Here is a 19,213-nt window from a genome sequence, read left to right on the forward strand (position 1 = left end):
TGACGCGGCAGTCGCCAGGTCCCTGAAAAGCGGGTCTGCAGGAAAGGAAAGTGCGATGAGCGGCTAAGTACATCGAACGCGAACTGCTGGCGTTGATAGTGAAGCGGTTGGACCAGCTTGGGGGATGCCTGATTAATTCCAGGGGAATGTGGATTCCCGGCTAACGATGGAGGCCCCCAAGCGCGTCTTATATCAGGGTCCGGGTTGAATCAGCCCAACATGACCGTTTGTAGTAGTGCAGTCCTTCACCTTCTCACGCATCAGGCTGGCGGTGACGCAGCGACACAGTGAATCAACCGTACTTTGCTATTGCAAGGGACGGGGAAGCCCTTGTAGTCGAAATTCAGCGGGCGCCGAAGGCGTCCGCTGCAATGACCAGTTATGGCGGATTTCGCGAAATCCGCAGTGTTCAGTCTTCATGCCAAGAGATCCATTCTGGCCTTGCTCCCTCGTTCTCGAAGAAGTACGCCATGGCTTTGTAGCACTGCTCAACATCGATGCACCACGACAGCGGATATTCATCCCACTGACCATTGCCAAGCCGGAAGTCTGCTGTTCCTGCGCGTTCGACAAGCGATCTCGAAGAGAAGCCGCTGTCGCCTTCGTGCCGCAGGTACATGAGCCAAGCATCGCCACCATGACGCAGCATGCAAAGAGAAGGCCCATTGGACGTTGCCCACAGTTCGAAGATCGGCGACTCATCGACCCGGTCAAGCAATTGGCCCATCTCCTCAGTGGAGGTCGGCTGTAGCTTCTCGCCGTTGAACTCGAACGCGGTCATCTATGCGCCATAACGTTAAGTAGACGTCCTAAAAGACGTGTTTAAACACGTCACGACGACGCCTAATGCCGGCTACCGCGTGACGGATGGCGGTTTGTAGCATGTTCGCTGTTTTTAGGCATCCTAACCGCAGCGGGAAAAGCGTCACATTATTTGCTCGGGACTCAACGCCATTGGGCTGCCTAATATTGGTTTGAACCAACAGCGTAGCGCCCAGCTTGCCCGGATCGCGGTTGGGTTGCGGATCGTCTGGTCTGTTCAACGCTGCCTTAGCGCGCCGGGTCGGCTCAGTCGGTAATGGCTTTCCGGCAGGCCGTCCTCGTCCAGATGGTCGCCGCCATGGCGAAAGCCACATTTCTCCACCACCCGCTGCGAGGCGAGGTTGGCCGGGTCGAGCGTGGCGAGGATCTGTTCGAGCGCGCTATGCGCCCAGGCCCAGCTGACGATGGCCTGGCAGAGTTCGCTGGCATAGCCCTGGCCCCAGGCCGTGGGGGCCAGCGCGTAGATGATCTCGGCTTCGCTATCGCCCTGCGTGTGGCTGCTGCGAATCAGGCCGGCCCAGCCGATGATGCGCTGGCTGGCGCACTCGTGCACGGCATGGGTGCCAAAGCCCCATCGCGCGATATTGGCATTCGCCTTGTCTATCCATAGCGCGGTCTGCGCGCGGCTTAGCGTGCTGCCGTCGCCCACCCAGCGCATCACGGCCGGGTTGGCCGTCAGTGCGCAGAAGGCATCCAGATCACCCGCCCGCCAGCGGCGCAGGCTCAGGCGCGCGCTGTCCAGCCAGGGCGGAGTGTCGGCTTCGCTTGGCATCACGATTTAACCTTGGGCGCGGCGACCAGAGTCATGGGCAGGGTATCGCCATTGGCGCGCCGGATCTTCAGGTTCAGGCTCTGCCCGACCTCTTTTTCCAGCAGGTCCTGCAGCTCGCGCGCCTTGCTGCCCGCGATCGGGCGGCCTTCCAGTTCGATGATCTGGTCGCCAACCTGTAGGCCGGCCTTGGCGGCGGGGGAGGCCGGGGTGATCTTGGCGACCTTGACCGCGCGCAAGGTGGGGTTGAGGAAAAAGCCCTCGGCTTCGATGCTGGTGGACAGGCCGAAATAGCCGCGCTCGCCAGCCAGTGCGCTGCTGGCTAGCAGGCCGGCAGCCAGGGCGAGGGGCAGCATGCGTCGCTTCATGGGTAAGGCCTCTTGGAAGGTAAGAGGGCCGGCATGGCCGGCCCTGTCTAAGTCGGGCGTTTAGCTGCCCAGATGCTTGGCGAAGAAGCGTTCCATCGCCTCATAGGCTTCGAAACGGTTTTCCTGGTTGGCGAAACCGTGCCCTTCGTTATCCTTCACGATGTACTCGACATCCACGCCGCGCTGTTTCAGCGCCGCGACGATCTGGTCCGACTCGGCGATGTTCACACGCGGGTCCTTGGCGCCTTGCAGTACCAAGAGCGGGGCCTTGATCTTGTCGACATGGAAGACCGGCGAGGCGGCTTCCATCAGCGCCTTGTCCTTCTCCGGGTTGCCGACCATCTCGTACATCATGTCGAGGAAAGGCTTCCAGTACGGCGGGATGGTGTTCATGAAGGTGAACAGATTGCTGACACCCACATAATCAACGCCGCAGGCATACAGCTCGGGGCTGAAGGTCAGCCCGGCCAGGGTGGCATAGCCGCCATAGCTGCCGCCGTAGATGCACACGCGCTTGGGGTCGGCCACGCCGTCGTTGACCATCTTCAGCACGCCATCGCTGATATCGTCCTGCATGGTCTTGCCCCATTGCTTGAACGACGCCTGCCAGAAGGCCTTGCCATAGCCGGTTGAGCCGCGGAAGTTCATCTGCAGTACCGCATAGCCGCGGTTGGCCAGGAACTGCACCTCGGGGTTGAAGCCCCAGCTATCGCGCGCCCACGGCCCGCCATGCGGGTTGACGATCATGGGCAGATTCTTGGCTTCCTGGCCCACTGGCAGGGTCAGATAGCCGTTGATGGTCAGTCCGTCGCGGCTCTGGTAACGGATAGGCTGCATGCTGGCCAGCTGGTCTTCCTTCAGCCAGGGGGCCGAGTCGGCCAGCTTGACCAGCTTGTCCTGCTTCGGGTGGTAGTAGTAGTGGCTGCCGCGCGTGCGGTCGCCGCGGGTGGTGACGATCCAGGCATCTTCATTGGTATTGCTGGCCACGCGCAGCTCATAGCCGGGCAGCTTGGCTTCCAGCTTCTTGATCAGCGCCTCGGTCTGCGGGTCGAAGTAATGGCGCTCGAGCTTGGCGGTTTCGAAGGCGGCGGCGGTCAGCACCTTGCGCTTCTTTGAATAGCGCAGGGTTTCCACATCCACATCGTCGCGCTCGTACACCACCTTCACTTCCTTGCCGGTGTTGAGGTCGAGTTCCACGATGGCCTGCTTGTCGCGGCCCAGATTGGACGAGGCATACAGGCGCTGGTTATCGAAGGTGAACAGCAGCGGCTGCACGGCTTCCTTGAAGCTGGTGCTCAGCACGGTCTTGAACGGGCTCGCCTCGTCGGCGCGATACAAGAGGCTGGTATTCACCCCATCGGTGCTGGTGGCCACGCGGATGCGCCCGGCGTGGTCGGTCAGCCAGCCGGTGATATTGCCCGGGTTCTCGGCCACCATGGTCAGCTTGCCGGTCTTCACATTCAGGCGGTAGGCGTCAAACACCTCGGCCTTGCGCTTGTTCAGGCCCACCAGCACATCGGTCGGGTGGTCTTCGAGGTCGTCGATCAGCTCCACGCGCACCTTGTCGAAGGGGGTCAGATCGCGCGTGGTCTTGCCGCTGCGGTCCACCGCATACAGGTGGTAGTTCTCGTCGCCGCCATTGTCCTTCAGGAACAGGAGGTGGTCCTCGCCCTTCCAGAAATAATTGCGGATGTCTCTATCCTTGACCGCCGTGATCGCGCGCGCCGCGCCGCCCACCGGCATCACATGGATATTCATGCGGTTCTCGACCGGCTGGGTGAAGGCGATGTACTTGGCCTTGGGCGAGAGCTGGAAATTGGTCTTGTCCGGGTTCTTGAAGAAGTCGCGCAGCGGAATCTTCGGCGCGGTGACCGCTTGGGCCAGGGCAAGCGAGGGAGCAAGCAAGAGCAGGCCGGCACAGCCGGCGGCAAGTAGGCGTTTCATCGTCTCTCCAGAGTGGGCACCTTGTGGGTGTGCGGCTGAATATAGACGTACTGATGGGTATGTTCAATTCTGGCGCCGCATCAGGGCGCGCGCTGTGGCGCATTGGCTGCAAGCGAGCGGGCAATCTCGCTATGCAGCCAGCTCAGCAAGGCTTGCAGTGCCGGTTCCTGCTGGCGGCCGCGTGGGCAGCTGAACCAGTACTGGTAGTCGGTGGGCGTGCGCAGGGCGGGGAAGGGGGCGATCAGTCGCCCGCTGCTCAGATCGGTGGCCAGCAGCAGCGGGTCGGCCAGCGCCACGCCGAGGCCCTGGCTGGCCACATTGACTGCCATATCGATCACCTCGAAGCTCGGCCCGGCCTCCAGGGCCGGATGGCTGACGCCGGCCGCTTCCAGCCAGCGCCGCCAGTCCGCATGGTCATGGCTGAGGTGAATCAGCGCCTCGCGCGCCAGGTCGGCCGGTCGGCGCAGGCGTTGTGCCATGGCCGGTGCGCAGACCGGTGTCAGCTGTTCGCTGAACAGGCGCTCGCCAAAGCCTTCGCCTGGCCCCTGGTTGCCAGCCACGATGGCGGCATCGAAATCCTCGCGCTCGAAATGGATGCGGCTGAAGCTGGCCGTGCTCATGCGCACCTCGATGCCCGGGTGCTGGGCCTGGAAGTCGGCCAGGCGCGGCAGGAACCAGCGCATGGCAAAGGTCGGCGGCAGCTTGATCTTGATGTCCTGCGGCCTGGCGCTCAGGCCCTCCACCGCCTGCCGTATGCCGGCAAACGCCGCCTCGGCCGCTGGCAGCAGCTGGCGCCCAGCCGTAGTCAGGCCCACGCCGCGCGCCTGGCGCAGCAGCAGCGGCTGGCCGATAAACGCTTCCAGCTGCTGGATCTGCCGGCTGACCGCACTCTGGGTCACGCACAGCGCTTCGGCCGCACGGCTCATGCTGCCTTCGCGCGCCACCACGCTGAACACGTGTAAGGCATCGAGCGGCGGAAGGCGTTTCATCGGGCAGGTCCTGGTTGGTGTGAGCTATGCATTATATGCATGGCTGGCATGCGCAAAAGCCGTTGGTGCAGATAGCTGCATCGCCCTACATTCGGCCTGTTCTGTTTCGCCGACTTTCTGGAGCCATGCCATGTTCGCAATCTTCAACACCCTGCCTGGCAATGTGCGTGGCGTGCTGTGGATTGTGCTCGGCATGAGCTTGTTCACCTGGATCAATGCTTTGTTTAAGCAGCTGGGCGGTGAGATGCCGCTGGCCAGCGTGATGAGCTTGCGTGCCCTGCTGGTTCTGCTGCTCTTGGCGCCGTTCGCGCTGCGCAGCCGCGCGGCTGCCATTCGTACACGGCGGCCGGCCCTGCATCTGGCGCGCATGGGTTTCACCAGCCTCTCGGCCGGCTGTGCGATCTATGCGCTCGCCCACCTGAGCCTGGCCGAAGTCACCGTGTATGCGCTGACCGCCTCGATCTGGATGATCCCGCTCGCGCTGATCTTCCTGAACGAGCAGGTCAGGCCGATGCGCTGGCTGGGCGTGGCCATCGGCTTTGCCGGCGTCATCGTGGTGGCCCAGCCTGAAATCACCACCGTGAACCTGGCGCTGGCGGCCGCCTTGCTCGGCGCGCTGGCCGACGCCGCACTCGGCGTCTTGCTGAAAAGCGGTTCGAGCAGCGAGAGCACGCTGGCCATCATGTGGTGGACCTATCTCGGGCAGCTGATCGCCTTCACCCTGCTGGCCGGCTTTGCCCTGCCGATGCTCAGCCCGCTGCAGTGGGCGGCCATCGCCCTGCTGGCAGTCAGCAGCATCGCCTGCATGCACTGCTTTATCTACGGCTATCGCGCCGCCGAGGCCTCGCTGGCCGAAACCGGCTGCTTCAGCGGCCTGATCGTCGGCCCCTTGCTCGGCTGGGCCATGTTCGGCGAGCTGCTGGGCAGCCATTACTGGCTCGGCGCGGCCCTGCTGTGCGCCGGCATCCTGGTTGCGCTGTTCGAGCCGGACTGGCGCCGCTTACTGCGCCGCCGTCAGCCAGCCTGCAGCTAGCCCCCGTCTTACTCCTCGTCGCCTTGCGCGACGCCTTCATGCCGGCCCTCGTGGCCGGCTTTTTCTTGTGTCCAGCCGCGGCTTTCCCCGCCTGTGCGCGGCGCCAGCGCCGCCTACAATGACAGCCTGACCTGTTTGTGAAGGAGGCCAAGATGGCCGACCCGGTACTGGATTTCGCGCTGCGCTGCCCGAAGGCGGAGCTGCACTTGCATATCGAGGGTTCGCTTGAACCCGAGCTGGCCTTTGCAATGGCCGAGCGCAATGGCATTCGGCTGCCCTATGCCGATGTGGACGCCCTGCGCGCCGCCTACGACTTCGCTGATCTGCAGTCCTTTCTCGATCTGTACTACGCCTGTGCCGATGTGCTGCGCACCGCTGCCGATTTCCGAGACCTGATGCTCGCCTATCTGGCCCGCGCGCACGCCGATGGCATCGTGCATGCGGAAATCTTCTTCGACCCGCAGACCCATACCGCGCGCGGCATTCGCTTCCAGACCGTGCTGGAAGGCCTGGAGGCCGGTGCGGCCGAAGGCCTGGCGCGCTGGGGCATCAGCAGCCGGCTGATCGTCTGTTTCCTGCGTCATTTAAGCGAAGAGGATGGCTTCGCCACCCTGGCCGAGGTTGAGCCCTTTATCGCGCGCATCCATGGTTTTGGTCTTGATTCGAGCGAGCGCGGCCACCCGCCCAGCAAGTTCGAACGCCTGTTCGCGCGCTGTCGCGCGCTGGGCAAGCCGGTGGTCGCCCATGCGGGCGAGGAGGGGCCGCCTGCCTATATCTACGAGGCGCTCGACCTCTTGAAGGTGGCGCGTATCGACCACGGCGTGCGCGCCAGCGAAGATCCGGCCCTATTGCAGCGCCTGGCGCGCGAGCGCATGCCGCTCACGGTCTGCCCGCTGTCGAATGTGCGCCTGTGCGTGTTCGCGCGCATGGAGCAGCACACGCTGCCGCAGCTCTTGGCGGCCGGCCTCAATATCACCCTCAATAGCGACGACCCGGCCTATTTCGGCGGCTATCTGGGCGACAATATCCGCGCCGTGCAGGCGGCGTTTCATTGGGATGCCGCCACCTGGTACCAGCTGGCGCGCAATAGCCTGGAAGCCAGCTTCGCCAGCCCGGCCGAGCAGGCGGGCTGGATTGCCCGTCTGGATGCCGACTACGCGGCGCTGAACGCAGCCTGAGCCGAGCCTGGTGTCCGCTGCGTCAATCTGCCGCAGCGGGCACCGCAGCACCCCACCTAGAATCGGGCCGCTCCTTTTCCGTAAGGCCCGTCCATGTCTTCTTCCCTGCGTAGCCCGCAGCTGCCCCCGTTCTATACCCAGGTCTGGCGCTGGCATTTCTATGCCGGTCTCCTGGTTGCGCCCATCATGGTCGTGCTGGCCATTACCGGCCTCATCTACCTGTACAAGCCGCAGCTCGATGCGCTCATGTATCGCGAGCTGCTGTTCGTCGCCAGCCCTGCGCCGACCCAGCCTTTGACCACCCAACTGGCCAGCGTGCAGCGCAGCTGGCCGACGGCACGCGTGCTGCAGTACCAGTCGCCGGCCGAGGCCGGCCAGAGCAGCAGCTTTCTGCTGGCCGATGGCGAGGCGCGCTGGCGTGCTTTTGTCGACCCGGCTTCGGCAAGTGTGCTGGGCAGTCGTGATGAGATCTGGAATCTGCAGGCGGTGGCCAAGGACATCCATGGCACGCTGCTGATCGGTCAGACCGGCGATCTGCTGATCGAACTGGCCTGTTGCTGGGGGCTGATCCTGCTATTGAGCGGTCTGTATTTATGGTGGCCGCGTGGGCGTGCCTGGGCGGGCGTGCTCTATCCGCGCCTGTTTGCCGCCAAGCGCCTGTTCTGGCGTGATCTGCATGCGGTGACGGCGGTGTGGACCAGCCTGCTGCTGCTGTTCATGCTCTTGAGCGGCCTGCCCTGGACTGGCTTTTGGGGCGAGCGCTTTGCCGATATCTGGAGCCGATACCCGACCGGGCTATGGTCGAACACGCCCAGCTCCAGCCCACCGGTGCGCAGCCTGAATGGGGCGGGCCAGCAGCTGCCCTGGGCGGTGCAGCCCACGCCTTTGCCGCACTCGAGCCACCATGGCCATGCTGCTGCCGATAGCGCGCCGGCCGCGGATCAGTTGGACCTCGATGCGATTGCCGCCATTGCCCGCGCGCAGGACATGCCGGCCGGCTATAGCATCAGCCTGCCGCGCTCGGCCAGCGGCGTGTACACGCTATCGGTCAGCCCGAATGATCCGCGCGGCGAGCGCACCTTGCATATCGACCAATACAGCGGCCAGGTGCTGGCGGCCATCGGCTTTGCCGACTATGCGCTGGTGCCCAAGCTGGTCACCACCGGCATCGCGCTGCACGAGGGGCGTCTGTTCGGCTGGGCCAATCAGCTGCTGATGACGCTGGCTTGCCTGGCGGTGCTCTTGGTCTCGCTGAGCGGCGTGATCATGTGGTGGCAGCGCCGCCCGCGCGGTCGCGTGGGGGCGCCGCGCAGCAAGGGCGCGCCAGCCATATGGAAGGCGGGACTGCTGATCGTCCTGAGCATGGGTCTGCTTTTCCCGTTGGTGCTGGCCTCGCTGCTGCTCATCGTATTGCTCGACCAGCTCCTGCAGCGTCTGCCCGCGCTGCGCCGACGGCTCAGCTAGGCCGGGACGACGAGACTGGCTAGGGAGGCAGGGCTATATTGCCGCTTCATAATATTTAAGTGATAATCTAAAGCATTCTCATTTGTGATTTGACGTGTGCTAGCTACCAAGTCGCCACCGATGCCACAAGCCGTTCGCGCTGCAGCCCAGGCTAAGACCCATTCCCGCGCTATCTCTGCTGGGTCGGGCCAGATGCTGTGCAATCGATGCTCACTTAACCGTTTTGTGAAACCGCTAGGAATGCCCGCCATGCCCCGCTCCACGTCCGATGCCCGCCACCCGAAAACCGCGCTGCGCCCTGTTGCGGCGGCCATGCAGCTTGCTGCCACGGGTGCCTTGCTGGCGGCCACCGTCTGGGCGCCGACTGCGTACGCAGACAGCGTGAGCACAGCGGTGCCGACCAGCGCGTCCGATAGCCAGGCCGCACCCGAGCAGGCCCTGGAAAAGCTGGTCGTCACCGGCAAGCGCGAGCGACGCGTGTCGAAGGGGGCGACCAATCTGCCCTTGGAGATCAAGGACACGCCGCAGACCATCAGCACCATCGACAAGGACACGCTGCGCAATTTCGGCGCGAGCGGTAGCAACGATGCGCTGCGCTTCGGCACCGGCCTGGTGGTGGATGAATGGGAAACCAACCGCACCAGCTACCAGGCGCGTGGCTTCGATGTGATGCTCACCCAGGTGGATGGCCTGGGCATGACCAATGACTGGGGCCTGGTCGAGAGCCAGAAGGACACCTATCTGTACGAACGCATCGAGCTGATTCGCGGCGCGAATGGCCTGCTGACCGGGGTCGGTAATGCCTCGGGCACGATCAACTTCGTGCGCAAGCGCCCGACCAACCAGGATGGTGGGGAAGTCATCGCCAGCTACGGCTCCTATGCCGCTAAGCGCCTGGCGCTCGATTACAACAAGGTGCTGAGCAGCGATGGCGCCTGGGCTGGCCGCCTGGTGGTGGCGCATGAGGACAAGGATTCGCATCTGCGCGCGCTGCACAATCGACGCAGCACCGTATATGGCGTGGTCGATGGCCAGATCGGCGACGATGGCATGCTGACACTGGGTTTCACTGTTCAGGATGCCAAGCAACGCTCGCCAATGTGGGGTTCGCTGACCCTGCCTTATGCCAACGGCTCGCTGGCCGACTTCGATGTATCGGCTTCTACCGCGCAGGACTGGGCGCGCTGGAACAACCGCTCGGTTGATATGTTCGCCGAGTACACGCATACCCTGTCGCATGACTGGGAAGGCAAGCTGACTTTCAATCATCACGAGGGGGATAGCAGCACGAAGCTGTTCTATGCCTACACCGCGTCCGGCTATCTGAACGACGACAACACCGGCCTGATTGGCTGGCCCTATCGCAGCCAGGGAGACAGCCAGGCCGATGTGCTAGACGCCAACCTCAGCGGTACCATCCGAGCGTTTGGCCGCAAGCACGAAGTCATTGTTGGCTTGAGCCATGCCAAGCAGAAAAACCTGACCGAGGCCTACAGCATCACCAGCCCAGCTGGTCCCGCTTTGCCGGCTTTCCCTTACCCGGGCAATGTCTATCCGGAGCCCGTGTGGGGCAGCAGCTCGGTGAGCGCGGACGGCGACCAGCAGATCACCCGCTTGTATGGCGCAGCGCGCCTCGCGCTGACCGACCGCCTGAAAGGCATCGTCGGTGTGAATGCCATCAGCCTCAAGCGCGACGGCACCTCAATCTATGGCGGCGGTGTGGCGCTGGACAATGAGACCACCGAGGAAGTCAGCCCCTATATCGGCGCGACCTTCGACATCACGCCGGATCTGCTCGGTTATGCGTCCTACTCGGATATCCATCAGGCTCAGGACCAGCGCAATATCAACGGTGCCTTCCTTGACCCGATGAAGGGTGTGAATGCCGAAATCGGGCTGAAGGCCGAGTGGCTTCAGCGCAAGCTGCTGACCACATTTGCGATCTTCAGCGCCACCCAGAAGGGCCTGGCAACCGAGGCGGGTTTCGATCCTGTCGCGCAGCAGTCCTTCTATGAGCCGAAGGACGTGAAGTCGCGCGGCTTCGAGCTGGAAGCGACCGGGCGTGTGGGCAAGGACACCAACATCGCCGTGGGCTACACCCAGCTCAAACTGACCGGTCCGGATGGCAAGGACATCTATGAATGGGTGCCGCGTCGCACGCTGAGCGCGCGCATCGATACGCGCCTGGCGGCCCTGCCGGCGCTGCGCCTGGGGGCCGCTAGCCGCTGGCAGTCGGATGTGAGCAAGATCAAGGGCGCGCAGCAGGACGCCTATGTATTGGTCAATGTGTTCGCCGCCTATGAGCTGAACAAGGCCGCCACGCTCCGGCTGAATATCGACAATCTGTTCGATAAGAAGTATCTGCGCACCGTGCAGTTCGGCGCCATCTATGGCACGCCGCGTACTGCAGCGCTGGCGCTGGAATACAAGCTGTAAGCCGCGTGGCGTCTGGCAACAGATAGCGGGGCAGACCACGGTCTGCCCCGTTCACGCAGGAAAAAGCGGCTGCCACCCCGGTGCGCCGCTTTTCGACTTTCTCACGCTAGCGCCGAGCCGGCGTGTTCCCGAGGAGCGCATCATGTCCATCAGCGCAACACACCCGCTTGCCGTGCTGTCCCGTATCGCTGCCGCGCTGCTGGGTGGCTATGCGTTCACCTTCGGCTTTGCCGCCCTGGCCATTGCGGGCCTGAGCACGGCCGGCGTGGATTTCCATGAGGCCGAGCACGGCACATTGCTGCTGGCCTTCCTGGTCTTTCTGCTCGCGTTCTTGTGGTCATTCGCGGCACGCAGTCTCGCGCGCATCTGGCTGGTGCTGGCAGGCGGCGGCGCCACCATGACCTCGGCAGCCTGGCTGCTGCAAAGCCATCTGCTGAGCTGAAGCCGGTAATAGGAGTTCCACCATGTTCCAAACCTTCCGCCAGTCGATGAGCTGGCTGCACACCTGGTTCGGCCTGACGCTCGGCTATGTCCTGATGGTGTGCTTTTTCTTTGGCGCGCTGTCGGTGTTCGACCGCGAGATCGACCGCTGGGCGCTACCCGACACGCGCTTCCCGGCCCAGCCCGCGCCGTCCTTCGATAGCGTGCTCAAGCCGATTTACGCGCAACTCAAGCCGCATCCGGTCGATCTGGCCGCCACCCAGGCGCGCGTGGTCGGTGCCATCCCCGACCCGAACACCCTGCCGATGTCCTCGCTCTACTACTACACCACCCACCGCGACCCGGTGTTGGCCATCGGTGCGGAGTTCGACATCCCCAATAAGCCGCAGGATGCCTCGGACGAACACCAGCATGTACACGGCTGGGCCACGCTCGACCCGCGCACTGGCAGCTTCCTGCGCGAAGGCCAGCTCAAGCTCGGCAGCGAGTTCTTCTACCCGATGCACTACAGCCTGCACCTGAACTGGATGAATCTCGGTTACTGGGTGGTGGGGCTGGCCGCCCTGGTCATGCTGGCCGCGCTGGTCAGCGGCGTGGTCATCCACAAGAAGATCTTCCGCGAGTTCTTCACCTTCCGCCCCTGGAAGCGCACCCAGCGCAGCAGCCTCGATCTGCACAATCTGAGCGGTGTAGCCGGTTTGCCGTTTCACTTCTTCTTTGCCTTCACTGGCCTCGTCATCTTTGCCAGCATCTACCTGCCACTGGCGGAAACCCTGCTCAAGCCCTTGCACAAGCAGCACGAGGTAATGGAAGCCGCCCACACGGGCCTGGCGCACGAGCCGGCCGGCGTGGCCGCACCCTTGGCCTCGGTCGACGCCATGGTGGCGGAAGCCAAGCGCCGCTGGGCCGCGCGCGATATGCCCGGCGAGGTTGGCTATCTGTACATCAACCACCTGGGCGACAAGAACGGCTATGTGAGCATCTTCCGTGCTGGTAACGACCAGGTGGCCCTGGTCGGCCAGGGTGTGCATTTCGAAGCCAGCAGCGGCCGGGTGATCCGTGAAGACCCGCCGCCCTCTGCCGTGATGCGCGTCAATGAATTCCTTACCGGCCTGCATCTGCAGCACTTCCGCCATTGGCTGCTGCGCTGGCTGTATGTGGTCGGCGGCCTCCTGGGCTGTGTATGCATCGCCACCGGCTTTATCTTCTTCGTTGAAAAGCGCAAGGCGCAGCACGCCAAGCGCGGCAGCATGGGCAGCCGCGTGGTGGATGCGCTGGCCGTGGCCGCCGTGCCCGGCATGGTGATCGCCGCCGTGAGCATGCTGGTTGCCAACCGCCTGCTGCCTGGCGATATGGCCGGCAAGGGCGAGTGGGAGCAGAACGCATTCTGGGTTGCCTGGGCGCTCAGCTTCGTACACGCCGCGCTGCGTAATCGCGCCGTGGCGCAGGCCCATATCAGCCCGGCCTGGCGCGAGCAGTGTCTGGCGCTGGCGGCCTTGGCTATCGCGGCTGTGGGCTTGAATTGGTTCAGCACGGGCGACCACCTGTTCAAGACCGTGTTCACCCATACTTACTGGCCCGTGGCGGGCCTGGACCTCGCGCTGCTGGCAGCGGCTGCCATCGCTGGCTTTGCCGCACGCCAGCTGGCTGGCTACGCGCGCCGCGCCGCGCCCGCTACAGCCCATGCCCCCACGCTGAGCGATGCCGAGGTGCAACATGGCTGAGCCAAGCTGGGTCTGGACGCTTGCTGCCGTGTTGTCGACGGTGGCCGGTTTTGGCTGGCTGGCGCTGGCCATGGCGGTGCACTGGCAGCAGGTACACGGCAGCGGCGTGCCGCCGCGTCGGGCTTTGCGCGCACTGGGCGGCGTGGCGTTGCTGGCCTCAGCCCTCTGTTGTGCGATGGCCGATCGCGCCTCAATGGCGGTGCTGGTCTGGTTGATGCTACTCGCCGGCACGGCGCCGCTGATTGCCTTCACGCTGGCCTGGCGGCCGCAACTGCTGCGCCTGCTGTGGCCTTGGGGTGGCCGCCGTTCAAGCCCGGCTTGATGGCGCGCGCCATATTCAAGCGCGGCACACCGCACACAGCACAAGCCGCCATGGGCATCACACTGCCCACGGCGGCGGTCCAATCAGGGCTGCTGCCCGCTTACCACTTCATTTCGCCCTTCACCACCTTGGCGCTCAGGCTTAGCGACGATTCCTCGGCCAGCTTCGGGTAGCGCTGCTGCATGGCCGCGATCAGCGCGGCGCTGTCCTTGGCCTGGGCGGCCTCGGTTTCAAAGGCGCGCAGATAGTCGGCAGTGAAACGCGCAGCTTGCAGATTGCTGTACTGGCCGGGCAGGAAGTGGCCAGGCACCACGGTCTTGGGCTGCAGGCGCTCGATCTCGGCCAGGGTCGTCAGCCAGTCGGTACGCGCTTGGCGGCTCTGGGTATCGGCCATCCACACATGTTGGTTGTTGTAGAGCACCACGCCGCCAACCACGGCCTTGATGGACGGAATCCACACATAGCTGCGCTCGGGCTGGGCGCCTTGCAGGCCCATGATCTTCAGCGTCTGGCCATCCACCTTCAGCGTATCGCCTTGCAGACGCTCGGGCAGGAAGGTGCGGCTCGGCGCATCCTTGCCCAGCTTGGGGCCCCAGAAGCTGAGCTTGTGCGCGGCGGTTTGCTCGATATGGGCAATCGTGTGCGCAGTGGCGACCACCTTGGCATCCGGATAAGCCTGCTTGATGGTTTCCAGGCCGAAGTAGAAATCCGGGTCGCCGTGGCTGATATAGATGGTGGTCAGCTTCTTGCCGCTAGCGCGGATCTTCTGCACCACCTGTTCGGCCTGGCTGTTGCCGAACTGGGCATCGATCAGTACGGCCTCGTGCTGGCCGCTGACCAGCACCGAGCTGGCCGGGAACAGGGCATCGGTGCCCGGATTGTAGACATCTAGCTTGAGCGCATCGGCCGCCCAGGCGGCGCTGCTCAGGCCCAGGGCCAAGAGGGTGGATGATAAAAGGCGGGTCGCGAGGGTGGTGCGCATGGCGGGTTTCCTTGGCTGGCTAAGATGCGTGGCTGCATCGACCCGCACAGAATAGTTGCAATAAACCGTGCAAAAAATCCTAGAATCGGCATTGGTTTATTTCAGAAATCGGTCAGATCATGGACAGACTGGCGGCCATGCAGGTCTTCGTCAGCGTGGTAGATAGCGGCAGCCAGTCGGCTGCGGCTGAGCAGCTCGATCTATCGCGCCCGGCGGTATCGCGCTATCTGGCCGAGCTCGAGGCCTGGGCTGGTGCGCGCCTGCTGCATCGCACCACCCGCAAGCTGAGCCTGACCGATGCCGGCCAGGAAATGCTGCCGCGCTGCCGCCAATTGCTGGCGCTGAGCAGTGAGATGCAGGCTGCGGTGGCGGCGCCAGCCAGTGTGCCGCGCGGCCTCTTGCGCATTACCGCCAGCTCGTCCTTCGGCCATGCCCAGCTGGCGCTGGCTGTGGCCGACTATGTGGCGCGCTACCCGGAGGTGGCCATCGATCTGCTGCTGCTCGATCGCGCGGTCAATCTGGTCGATGAGCGCATTGATCTGGCCATCCGCATCACCAATGAGCTCGACCCGAATCTGATTGCGAGGCCGCTCAGCGTATGCCGCTCGGTGGTGTGCGCGGCGCCGGCTTACCTCGCGCGTCAGCCGGCACCGCGCCAGGTGGCCGAGCTCGCCCATCACAACTGCCTGACCCATTCCTATGTGGGCAAGAGCTTGTGGCAGTTCGAGCAGCATGGCGAGGCCACCGCGGTGGCGGTGCGCGGCAATCTGAGCGCCAATGACGCGACCGCCCTGATGCAGGCTACGCTGGCCGGGCTGGGTGTGGCCTTGCTGCCCAGCTATCTGGTGGCGCCGCGGCTGCAAAGCGGCGAGCTGGTCGCGCTGCTGCCCGACGCGCGGCCGCGCGATCTGCGCATCTATGCGATCTATACCTCGCGCAAACATATGCCGGCCGCCCTGCGCACGCTGCTGGACTTTCTGGCCGAGCGCTTTGGCGCGGAACCGGCTTGGGACCGCATCTAGCAAGCTGAAAACCAACGCGGCAGCCTGAGCTGCCGCGTGATGCGTTTATTTCTGCCAGGGCGCCGGCAGCCCCTGGGCGGCCCAGTGTGCTTCCAGGCGCTGCCAGACGGCTTCCTTTTCCGTCTCGTTCAGGCACACCCAGTTGGCCACTTCGAAGAAGGTCCGGCCGCAACCCATGCACACCTCGTCGCCAAGGGCGGTGGAGCACAGCGCAACGCAGGGGGAATCGGGACGGATCATGATGGCAGGGCCGGAAAACGGAGCGGCATTGTAAGCGCGCCTGCGCGCTATGCGCAGGCCGACTGTCTGTTCAGCCGGGAAAATCCAGCAGGGTCTGTAACAGCTGGCGCAGCAGCGGCTGCACCTCGGCCGCCAGCTGGGCCACATAGGGGTAGGGGCGGTCTTCCTGCATATAGGTGCGCTGCGATAGTTCAAGCTGGATCGCATCAATGCCCTGCGCCGGCTGGCCATACTGGCGCGTGATCTGCCCGCCCTTGAAGCGCCCGTTCAACACGCCGCTATAGCCGCCATGGCGCTGTACGACGTCCAACAGCGCTTCACCGAGGCCAGGGCGGCAGCTCGCGCCATTGGCGCTGCCCAGGTTGAAATCGGGCAGACGGCCGTCGAAAAAGCGCGGCACTTCGGAACGTATCGAATGCGCTTCCCATAACAGCGCACGGCCATGCTCAGCCTGGATGCGCGCCAGCTCCTGGCTTAGCGCATCGTGATAGGGCTGCCAATAGACCGGCACGCGCGCGGCGATCTCTTCGTCGCTCGGCGCATCGCCCGGCGCATACAGCGGCGCCTTGGCAAAGGTATCGACCGGGCACAGGCCGGTGGTGTCCTGGCCCGGGTAGAGATTGGCATTGTCGCGCGGCCGGTTCAGGTCGATCACATAGCGTGAGTAGACCGGCACGATCAGGGACGCGCCCAACTCGCGCGCGAAGCCGTACAGGGTCGCCAGATGCCAGTCGGTATCGTCGAGCTCGCGCGCCACCGGCAGCATGCGCGCGGCCAGATCGGGCGGCAGCGCGGTGCCCACATGGGGCATGGAAATCAGCAGCGGGCGGCTGCCCTGGTGCAGCGTATAGGTATGCATCTTGGTTCTCCCTAGGCCGCCAGCAGTTGCGCCAATGCGGCACGATAGTCGCGTGCGAACTCGGCGCTGCGCGCATGGCGGCCGTGCGTCATGCGGGTCTGACCAGCCACCACCACCTCGGCAATCGGCGTGCTGCCATGCTGGCAGAACACGAGGCCGGCCAGCAGCTGATGGACTGGCCGGCAGGCCAGATTCGGGTGTTCGGTATCGAGTACCAGCCAGTCGGCCTGCTGGCCGACCGCGAGGCCGGCAATCGCACGGCCACTGGCGCGCGCGCCGCCCGCCAGGGCTTCCTGCCACAAGCGTTCGGCCAGATCGGGTTGCTCGGCACTGGCCAGCGCATTGCGGCGTCGGTCGCGCAGGCGCTGGCTGTATTCAAAGCCGCGCAATTCATCGACCGCGCTGACGCTGATATGGCTGTCCGAGCCCACGCCCCAGGCGCCGCCCTGGGCCAGGTAGTCGACGCCGGCGAAGATGCCGTCGCCCAGATTGGCCTCGGTCGTGGCACAGATACCGGCCACCGCACCACTGCGCGCGAGGCCAGCCACTTCCGCCGCATCCATATGGGTGGCATGTACAAGGCACCAGCGCGCATCGACCGGTTGCTGATCGAGCAACCATTGCACCGGGCGCTGGCCGCTGTGCGCGAGGCTGTCGGCCACTTCCTTTTCCTGCTCGGCGATATGGATATGGATGGGCGCGCTGGCGTCGATCACTTCCAGCCCAAGCCGGGCGCGTTCGAGCTCGGCCGGCGTGACCGCACGCAGCGAGTGCGGCGCCAGGCCGTAGCGCAGGCCTGCGTGTTGCGGATGGCTATGGCGCAGGTGGACTTGCAGGTCCAGCATCCAGTCGGTGCTGCTGATAAAACGCGCCTGCTCGGCATTCGGTGCTTGGCCACCAAAACCACCCTGCTGATAGAGCACCGGCAGGAGCGTGAGGCCGATGCCGACATCCTGGGCGGCGGCGATCAGGCATTCGCTCAGTTCTGCCGGGTTCGCATAGGCTTGGCCGCCGGGCGCGTGGTGGATGTAATGGAACTCGCACACCGAGCCATAGCCGGCCGCCAGCATCTCGCTATACAGCTGGCGCGCTACCGCGTGCAGATGCTCGGGGCGCAGCTTTTGCGCAAAGCGGTACATCAGCTCGCGCCAGCTCCAGAAGCTGTCCTGCGGTCGCGCCAGGTACTCGGTCAGCCCGGCCATCGCGCGCTGAAAGGCATGCGAGTGCAGATTGGGCATGGCGGGAATCAGCGGCCCATTGGCCTTTGCGATGCCGGCGGGGCACGCTGCATCGGCTTGCACCGCGGTCAGCGTGCCGGCCGCATCCCACTCCAGTAAGACGTTCTTGGCCCAGCCGCTGGGCAAGAGCGCATCGTGGGCGAACAGGGCTTGGCTCATGCTGGCTTGCTTTCGGGCTGGATAAGGCCGCCACGCACAATCTGGTAGGCCGGGTTGCGCCCCAGCCAGTAGGCGAGTTCGGCGAGGGTAGTCACATCCCAGGCGACGAAGTCGGCGCGCCGGCCCACGGCCAATTGGCCATGCGTGGCTTGCAGACCCAAGGCGCGCGCGGCGTGCTGGGTTACGCCGAGCAGCGCTTCGCGCACGGTCAGGCGGAATAGCGTGCAGGCCATATTCAGCATCAAGAGCAGCGAGGTGGCCGGCGAGGTGCCGGGATTGCTGTCGGTGGCGATGGCCATCGGCACGCCATGCTGGCGCAGCAGCGCCATCGGCGGCAGCTGGGTCTCGCGGATGAAGTAATAGGCGCCGGGCAAGAGCACTGCCACCGTACCCGCTTCGCGCATCGCGATGACGCCCGCTTCATCGAGGAATTCCAGATGGTCGGCCGACAGCGCCTGGTAGCGCGCGGCCAGCGCCGTACCGCCCAGATTGGACAGCTGCTCGCTGTGCACTTTCACCGGCAGACCGAGCGCCTGGGCGGCGGCAAACACGCGTTCGGTCTGAGCCAGGCTAAAGCCGATCTTCTCGCAGAACACATCGACCGCATCCACGAGGCCCTCGGCGGCCAAGGCGGGCAGCATGTCGCTGCACACTAGCTCGATATAGTCATCGGCACGGCCTGCGTATTCGGGCGGCAGGGCATGGGCGCCGAGGAAGGTAGTGCGCACGGTGAGGTCGTACGCCTGCCCGAGCCGACGCGCCACGCGCAGCATCTTGGCTTCGCTGGCGAGGTCGAGCCCATAGCCTGATTTGATCTCGATGGCGCACACGCCCTCGGCCAGCAAGGGCTTGAGGCGACCGGCGGCCTGGGCGAACAGTTCGTCCTCGCTGGCGGCGCGTGTGGCACGCACGCTGGAGACAATGCCGCCGCCAGCGCGCGCGATGTCCTCATAGCTCGCACCTGCCAGGCGCAGCGCGAATTCATCGGCACGCTGGCCGCCATAAACCAGATGGGTATGGCAGTCGATCAGGCCGGGCGTGACCCAGCGCCCAGCCAGGTCGTGCCGGGGCAGGGCGGCGAAGCGCGCGGGCAGTTCGGCACGCGCACCCAGCCAGGCAATCTGGCCAGCTTCGACCGCGATGGCCGCATCGTCCAGGGTATCGTCCACATCGCCACCCGCGCACAGGCGCAGGTTCAGCCAGACGGCGTCGTGCTTCATCGT

The 19,213-nt window shown here is 64.6% G+C and carries 18 protein-coding genes; 8 read left to right on the forward strand and 10 right to left on the reverse strand.

The window, feature by feature from the left end; translation table 11 throughout:
• Nucleotides 1–409: 409 nt before the first annotated feature.
• The 5 genes from BT173_RS09575 to BT173_RS09595 all read right to left on the reverse strand — a co-directional run bounded on the left by BT173_RS09575 (nt 410) and on the right by BT173_RS09595 (nt 4,892).
• Nucleotides 410–781 (reverse strand): Imm1 family immunity protein, encoded by a 372-nt coding sequence (locus BT173_RS09575; RefSeq protein WP_072428434.1) that lies wholly within the window; start codon nt 779–781, stop codon nt 410–412.
• A 258-nt stretch (nt 782–1,039) separates the two neighbouring features.
• The gene (locus BT173_RS09580) at nt 1,040–1,594 is read right to left on the reverse strand and encodes a GNAT family N-acetyltransferase (protein ID WP_072428435.1); all 555 of its coding nucleotides are present in this window, start codon (nt 1,592–1,594) and stop codon (nt 1,040–1,042) included.
• A complete protein-coding gene (locus BT173_RS09585; protein WP_175545584.1) occupies nt 1,594–1,947 on the reverse strand; it encodes a PDZ domain-containing protein in 354 nt (117 codons plus the stop codon). Before BT173_RS09585 ends, BT173_RS09580 begins: the two co-directional genes overlap by 1 nt.
• Nucleotides 1,948–2,019: 72 nt before the next feature.
• Complete coding sequence (locus BT173_RS09590; RefSeq protein ID WP_072428436.1) at nt 2,020–3,903, reverse strand: S9 family peptidase; 1,884 nt, start codon at nt 3,901–3,903, stop codon at nt 2,020–2,022.
• 80 nt (nt 3,904–3,983) lie between these two features.
• On the reverse strand, nt 3,984–4,892 hold the full coding sequence (locus tag BT173_RS09595) for a LysR substrate-binding domain-containing protein (RefSeq protein WP_072428437.1): 909 nt from the start codon (nt 4,890–4,892) through the stop codon (nt 3,984–3,986).
• Between the two features lie 130 nt (nt 4,893–5,022).
• On the opposite strand from BT173_RS09595, the gene BT173_RS09600 reads away from it, so the two are divergent.
• The 7 genes from BT173_RS09600 (at nt 5,023) to BT173_RS09630 (ending at nt 13,490) form a co-directional block, all read left to right on the forward strand.
• Entirely contained in the window at nt 5,023–5,925 is a 903-nt protein-coding gene (locus BT173_RS09600) for a DMT family transporter (RefSeq protein WP_072428438.1), read from the forward strand.
• A 152-nt stretch (nt 5,926–6,077) separates the two neighbouring features.
• Nucleotides 6,078–7,103, forward strand: a complete 1,026-nt coding sequence (locus tag BT173_RS09605; protein ID WP_072428439.1) for an adenosine deaminase — start codon at nt 6,078–6,080, stop codon at nt 7,101–7,103.
• 93 nt (nt 7,104–7,196) lie between these two features.
• The gene (locus BT173_RS09610; RefSeq protein ID WP_072428440.1) at nt 7,197–8,567 is read left to right on the forward strand and encodes a PepSY-associated TM helix domain-containing protein; all 1,371 of its coding nucleotides are present in this window, start codon (nt 7,197–7,199) and stop codon (nt 8,565–8,567) included.
• Between the two features lie 249 nt (nt 8,568–8,816).
• Nucleotides 8,817–11,003 carry a TonB-dependent siderophore receptor gene (locus BT173_RS09615; protein ID WP_245794158.1) on the forward strand — a complete coding sequence of 729 codons (2,187 nt, stop codon included), beginning with the start codon at nt 8,817–8,819 and terminating at the stop codon, nt 11,001–11,003.
• 142 nt (nt 11,004–11,145) lie between these two features.
• On the forward strand, nt 11,146–11,445 hold the full coding sequence (locus tag BT173_RS09620) for an iron uptake protein (RefSeq protein ID WP_072428441.1): 300 nt from the start codon (nt 11,146–11,148) through the stop codon (nt 11,443–11,445).
• Nucleotides 11,446–11,467: 22 nt separating this feature from the next.
• The gene (locus tag BT173_RS09625) at nt 11,468–13,168 is read left to right on the forward strand and encodes a PepSY-associated TM helix domain-containing protein (RefSeq protein ID WP_072428442.1); all 1,701 of its coding nucleotides are present in this window, start codon (nt 11,468–11,470) and stop codon (nt 13,166–13,168) included.
• Nucleotides 13,161–13,490 carry a DUF3325 domain-containing protein gene (locus tag BT173_RS09630; protein ID WP_072428443.1) on the forward strand — a complete coding sequence of 110 codons (330 nt, stop codon included), beginning with the start codon at nt 13,161–13,163 and terminating at the stop codon, nt 13,488–13,490. The genes BT173_RS09625 and BT173_RS09630 overlap by 8 nt, the downstream gene beginning before the upstream one ends.
• Nucleotides 13,491–13,590: 100 nt before the next feature.
• Here the strand turns inward: BT173_RS09630 and BT173_RS09635 are convergent, their stop codons facing one another.
• Nucleotides 13,591–14,472: an MBL fold metallo-hydrolase gene (locus BT173_RS09635; protein WP_072428444.1), complete on the reverse strand. Its 882-nt coding sequence runs from the start codon at nt 14,470–14,472 to the stop codon at nt 13,591–13,593.
• Nucleotides 14,473–14,591: 119 nt separating this feature from the next.
• On the opposite strand from BT173_RS09635, the gene BT173_RS09640 reads away from it, so the two are divergent.
• Nucleotides 14,592–15,494, forward strand: coding sequence for a LysR family transcriptional regulator (locus BT173_RS09640; RefSeq protein ID WP_072428445.1), 903 nt, complete (start codon nt 14,592–14,594; stop codon nt 15,492–15,494).
• A 45-nt stretch (nt 15,495–15,539) separates the two neighbouring features.
• Here the strand turns inward: BT173_RS09640 and BT173_RS09645 are convergent, their stop codons facing one another.
• The 4 genes from BT173_RS09645 to hutI form a co-directional block, all read right to left on the reverse strand.
• Entirely contained in the window at nt 15,540–15,734 is a 195-nt protein-coding gene (locus BT173_RS09645; RefSeq protein WP_072428446.1) for a DUF1289 domain-containing protein, read from the reverse strand.
• A gap of 70 nt (nt 15,735–15,804) precedes the next feature.
• Nucleotides 15,805–16,593, reverse strand: a complete 789-nt coding sequence (gene hutG, locus BT173_RS09650) for an N-formylglutamate deformylase (RefSeq protein WP_072428447.1) — start codon at nt 16,591–16,593, stop codon at nt 15,805–15,807.
• Between the two features lie 11 nt (nt 16,594–16,604).
• Nucleotides 16,605–17,990 carry a formimidoylglutamate deiminase gene (locus BT173_RS09655; protein ID WP_072428448.1) on the reverse strand — a complete coding sequence of 462 codons (1,386 nt, stop codon included), beginning with the start codon at nt 17,988–17,990 and terminating at the stop codon, nt 16,605–16,607.
• The gene (gene hutI, locus BT173_RS09660; protein ID WP_072428449.1) at nt 17,987–19,210 is read right to left on the reverse strand and encodes an imidazolonepropionase; all 1,224 of its coding nucleotides are present in this window, start codon (nt 19,208–19,210) and stop codon (nt 17,987–17,989) included. Before hutI ends, BT173_RS09655 begins: the two co-directional genes overlap by 4 nt.
• Nucleotides 19,211–19,213 lie beyond the last annotated feature (3 nt).

It is taken from the genome of Chitinimonas taiwanensis DSM 18899 (assembly GCF_900119825.1).
Taxonomy (GTDB): Bacteria; Pseudomonadota; Gammaproteobacteria; order Burkholderiales; family Chitinimonadaceae; genus Chitinimonas; species Chitinimonas taiwanensis.

Excerpts from the sequence above, each read along its gene's own strand:
- BT173_RS09630 (WP_072428443.1), top strand. The coding sequence starts at position 13,161 with ATGGCTGAGCCAAGCTGGGTCTGGACGCTTGCTGCCGTGTTGTCGACG.
- BT173_RS09575 (WP_072428434.1), bottom strand. The coding sequence starts at position 781 with ATGACCGCGTTCGAGTTCAACGGCGAGAAGCTACAGCCGACCTCCACT.
- BT173_RS09635 (WP_072428444.1), bottom strand. The coding sequence starts at position 14,472 with ATGCGCACCACCCTCGCGACCCGCCTTTTATCATCCACCCTCTTGGCC.
- BT173_RS09625 (WP_072428442.1), top strand. The coding sequence starts at position 11,468 with ATGTTCCAAACCTTCCGCCAGTCGATGAGCTGGCTGCACACCTGGTTC.
- BT173_RS09610 (WP_072428440.1), top strand. The coding sequence starts at position 7,197 with ATGTCTTCTTCCCTGCGTAGCCCGCAGCTGCCCCCGTTCTATACCCAG.
- BT173_RS09600 (WP_072428438.1), top strand. The coding sequence starts at position 5,023 with ATGTTCGCAATCTTCAACACCCTGCCTGGCAATGTGCGTGGCGTGCTG.
- BT173_RS09615 (WP_245794158.1), top strand. The coding sequence starts at position 8,817 with ATGCCCCGCTCCACGTCCGATGCCCGCCACCCGAAAACCGCGCTGCGC.
- BT173_RS09580 (WP_072428435.1), bottom strand. The coding sequence starts at position 1,594 with ATGCCAAGCGAAGCCGACACTCCGCCCTGGCTGGACAGCGCGCGCCTG.
- BT173_RS09605 (WP_072428439.1), top strand. The coding sequence starts at position 6,078 with ATGGCCGACCCGGTACTGGATTTCGCGCTGCGCTGCCCGAAGGCGGAG.
- BT173_RS09655 (WP_072428448.1), bottom strand. The coding sequence starts at position 17,990 with ATGAGCCAAGCCCTGTTCGCCCACGATGCGCTCTTGCCCAGCGGCTGG.
- BT173_RS09645 (WP_072428446.1), bottom strand. The coding sequence starts at position 15,734 with ATGATCCGTCCCGATTCCCCCTGCGTTGCGCTGTGCTCCACCGCCCTT.
- BT173_RS09595 (WP_072428437.1), bottom strand. The coding sequence starts at position 4,892 with ATGAAACGCCTTCCGCCGCTCGATGCCTTACACGTGTTCAGCGTGGTG.
- BT173_RS09640 (WP_072428445.1), top strand. The coding sequence starts at position 14,592 with ATGGACAGACTGGCGGCCATGCAGGTCTTCGTCAGCGTGGTAGATAGC.
- BT173_RS09590 (WP_072428436.1), bottom strand. The coding sequence starts at position 3,903 with ATGAAACGCCTACTTGCCGCCGGCTGTGCCGGCCTGCTCTTGCTTGCT.
- hutI (WP_072428449.1), bottom strand. The coding sequence starts at position 19,210 with ATGAAGCACGACGCCGTCTGGCTGAACCTGCGCCTGTGCGCGGGTGGC.
- BT173_RS09620 (WP_072428441.1), top strand. The coding sequence starts at position 11,146 with ATGTCCATCAGCGCAACACACCCGCTTGCCGTGCTGTCCCGTATCGCT.
- BT173_RS09585 (WP_175545584.1), bottom strand. The coding sequence starts at position 1,947 with ATGCTGCCCCTCGCCCTGGCTGCCGGCCTGCTAGCCAGCAGCGCACTG.
- hutG (WP_072428447.1), bottom strand. The coding sequence starts at position 16,593 with ATGCATACCTATACGCTGCACCAGGGCAGCCGCCCGCTGCTGATTTCC.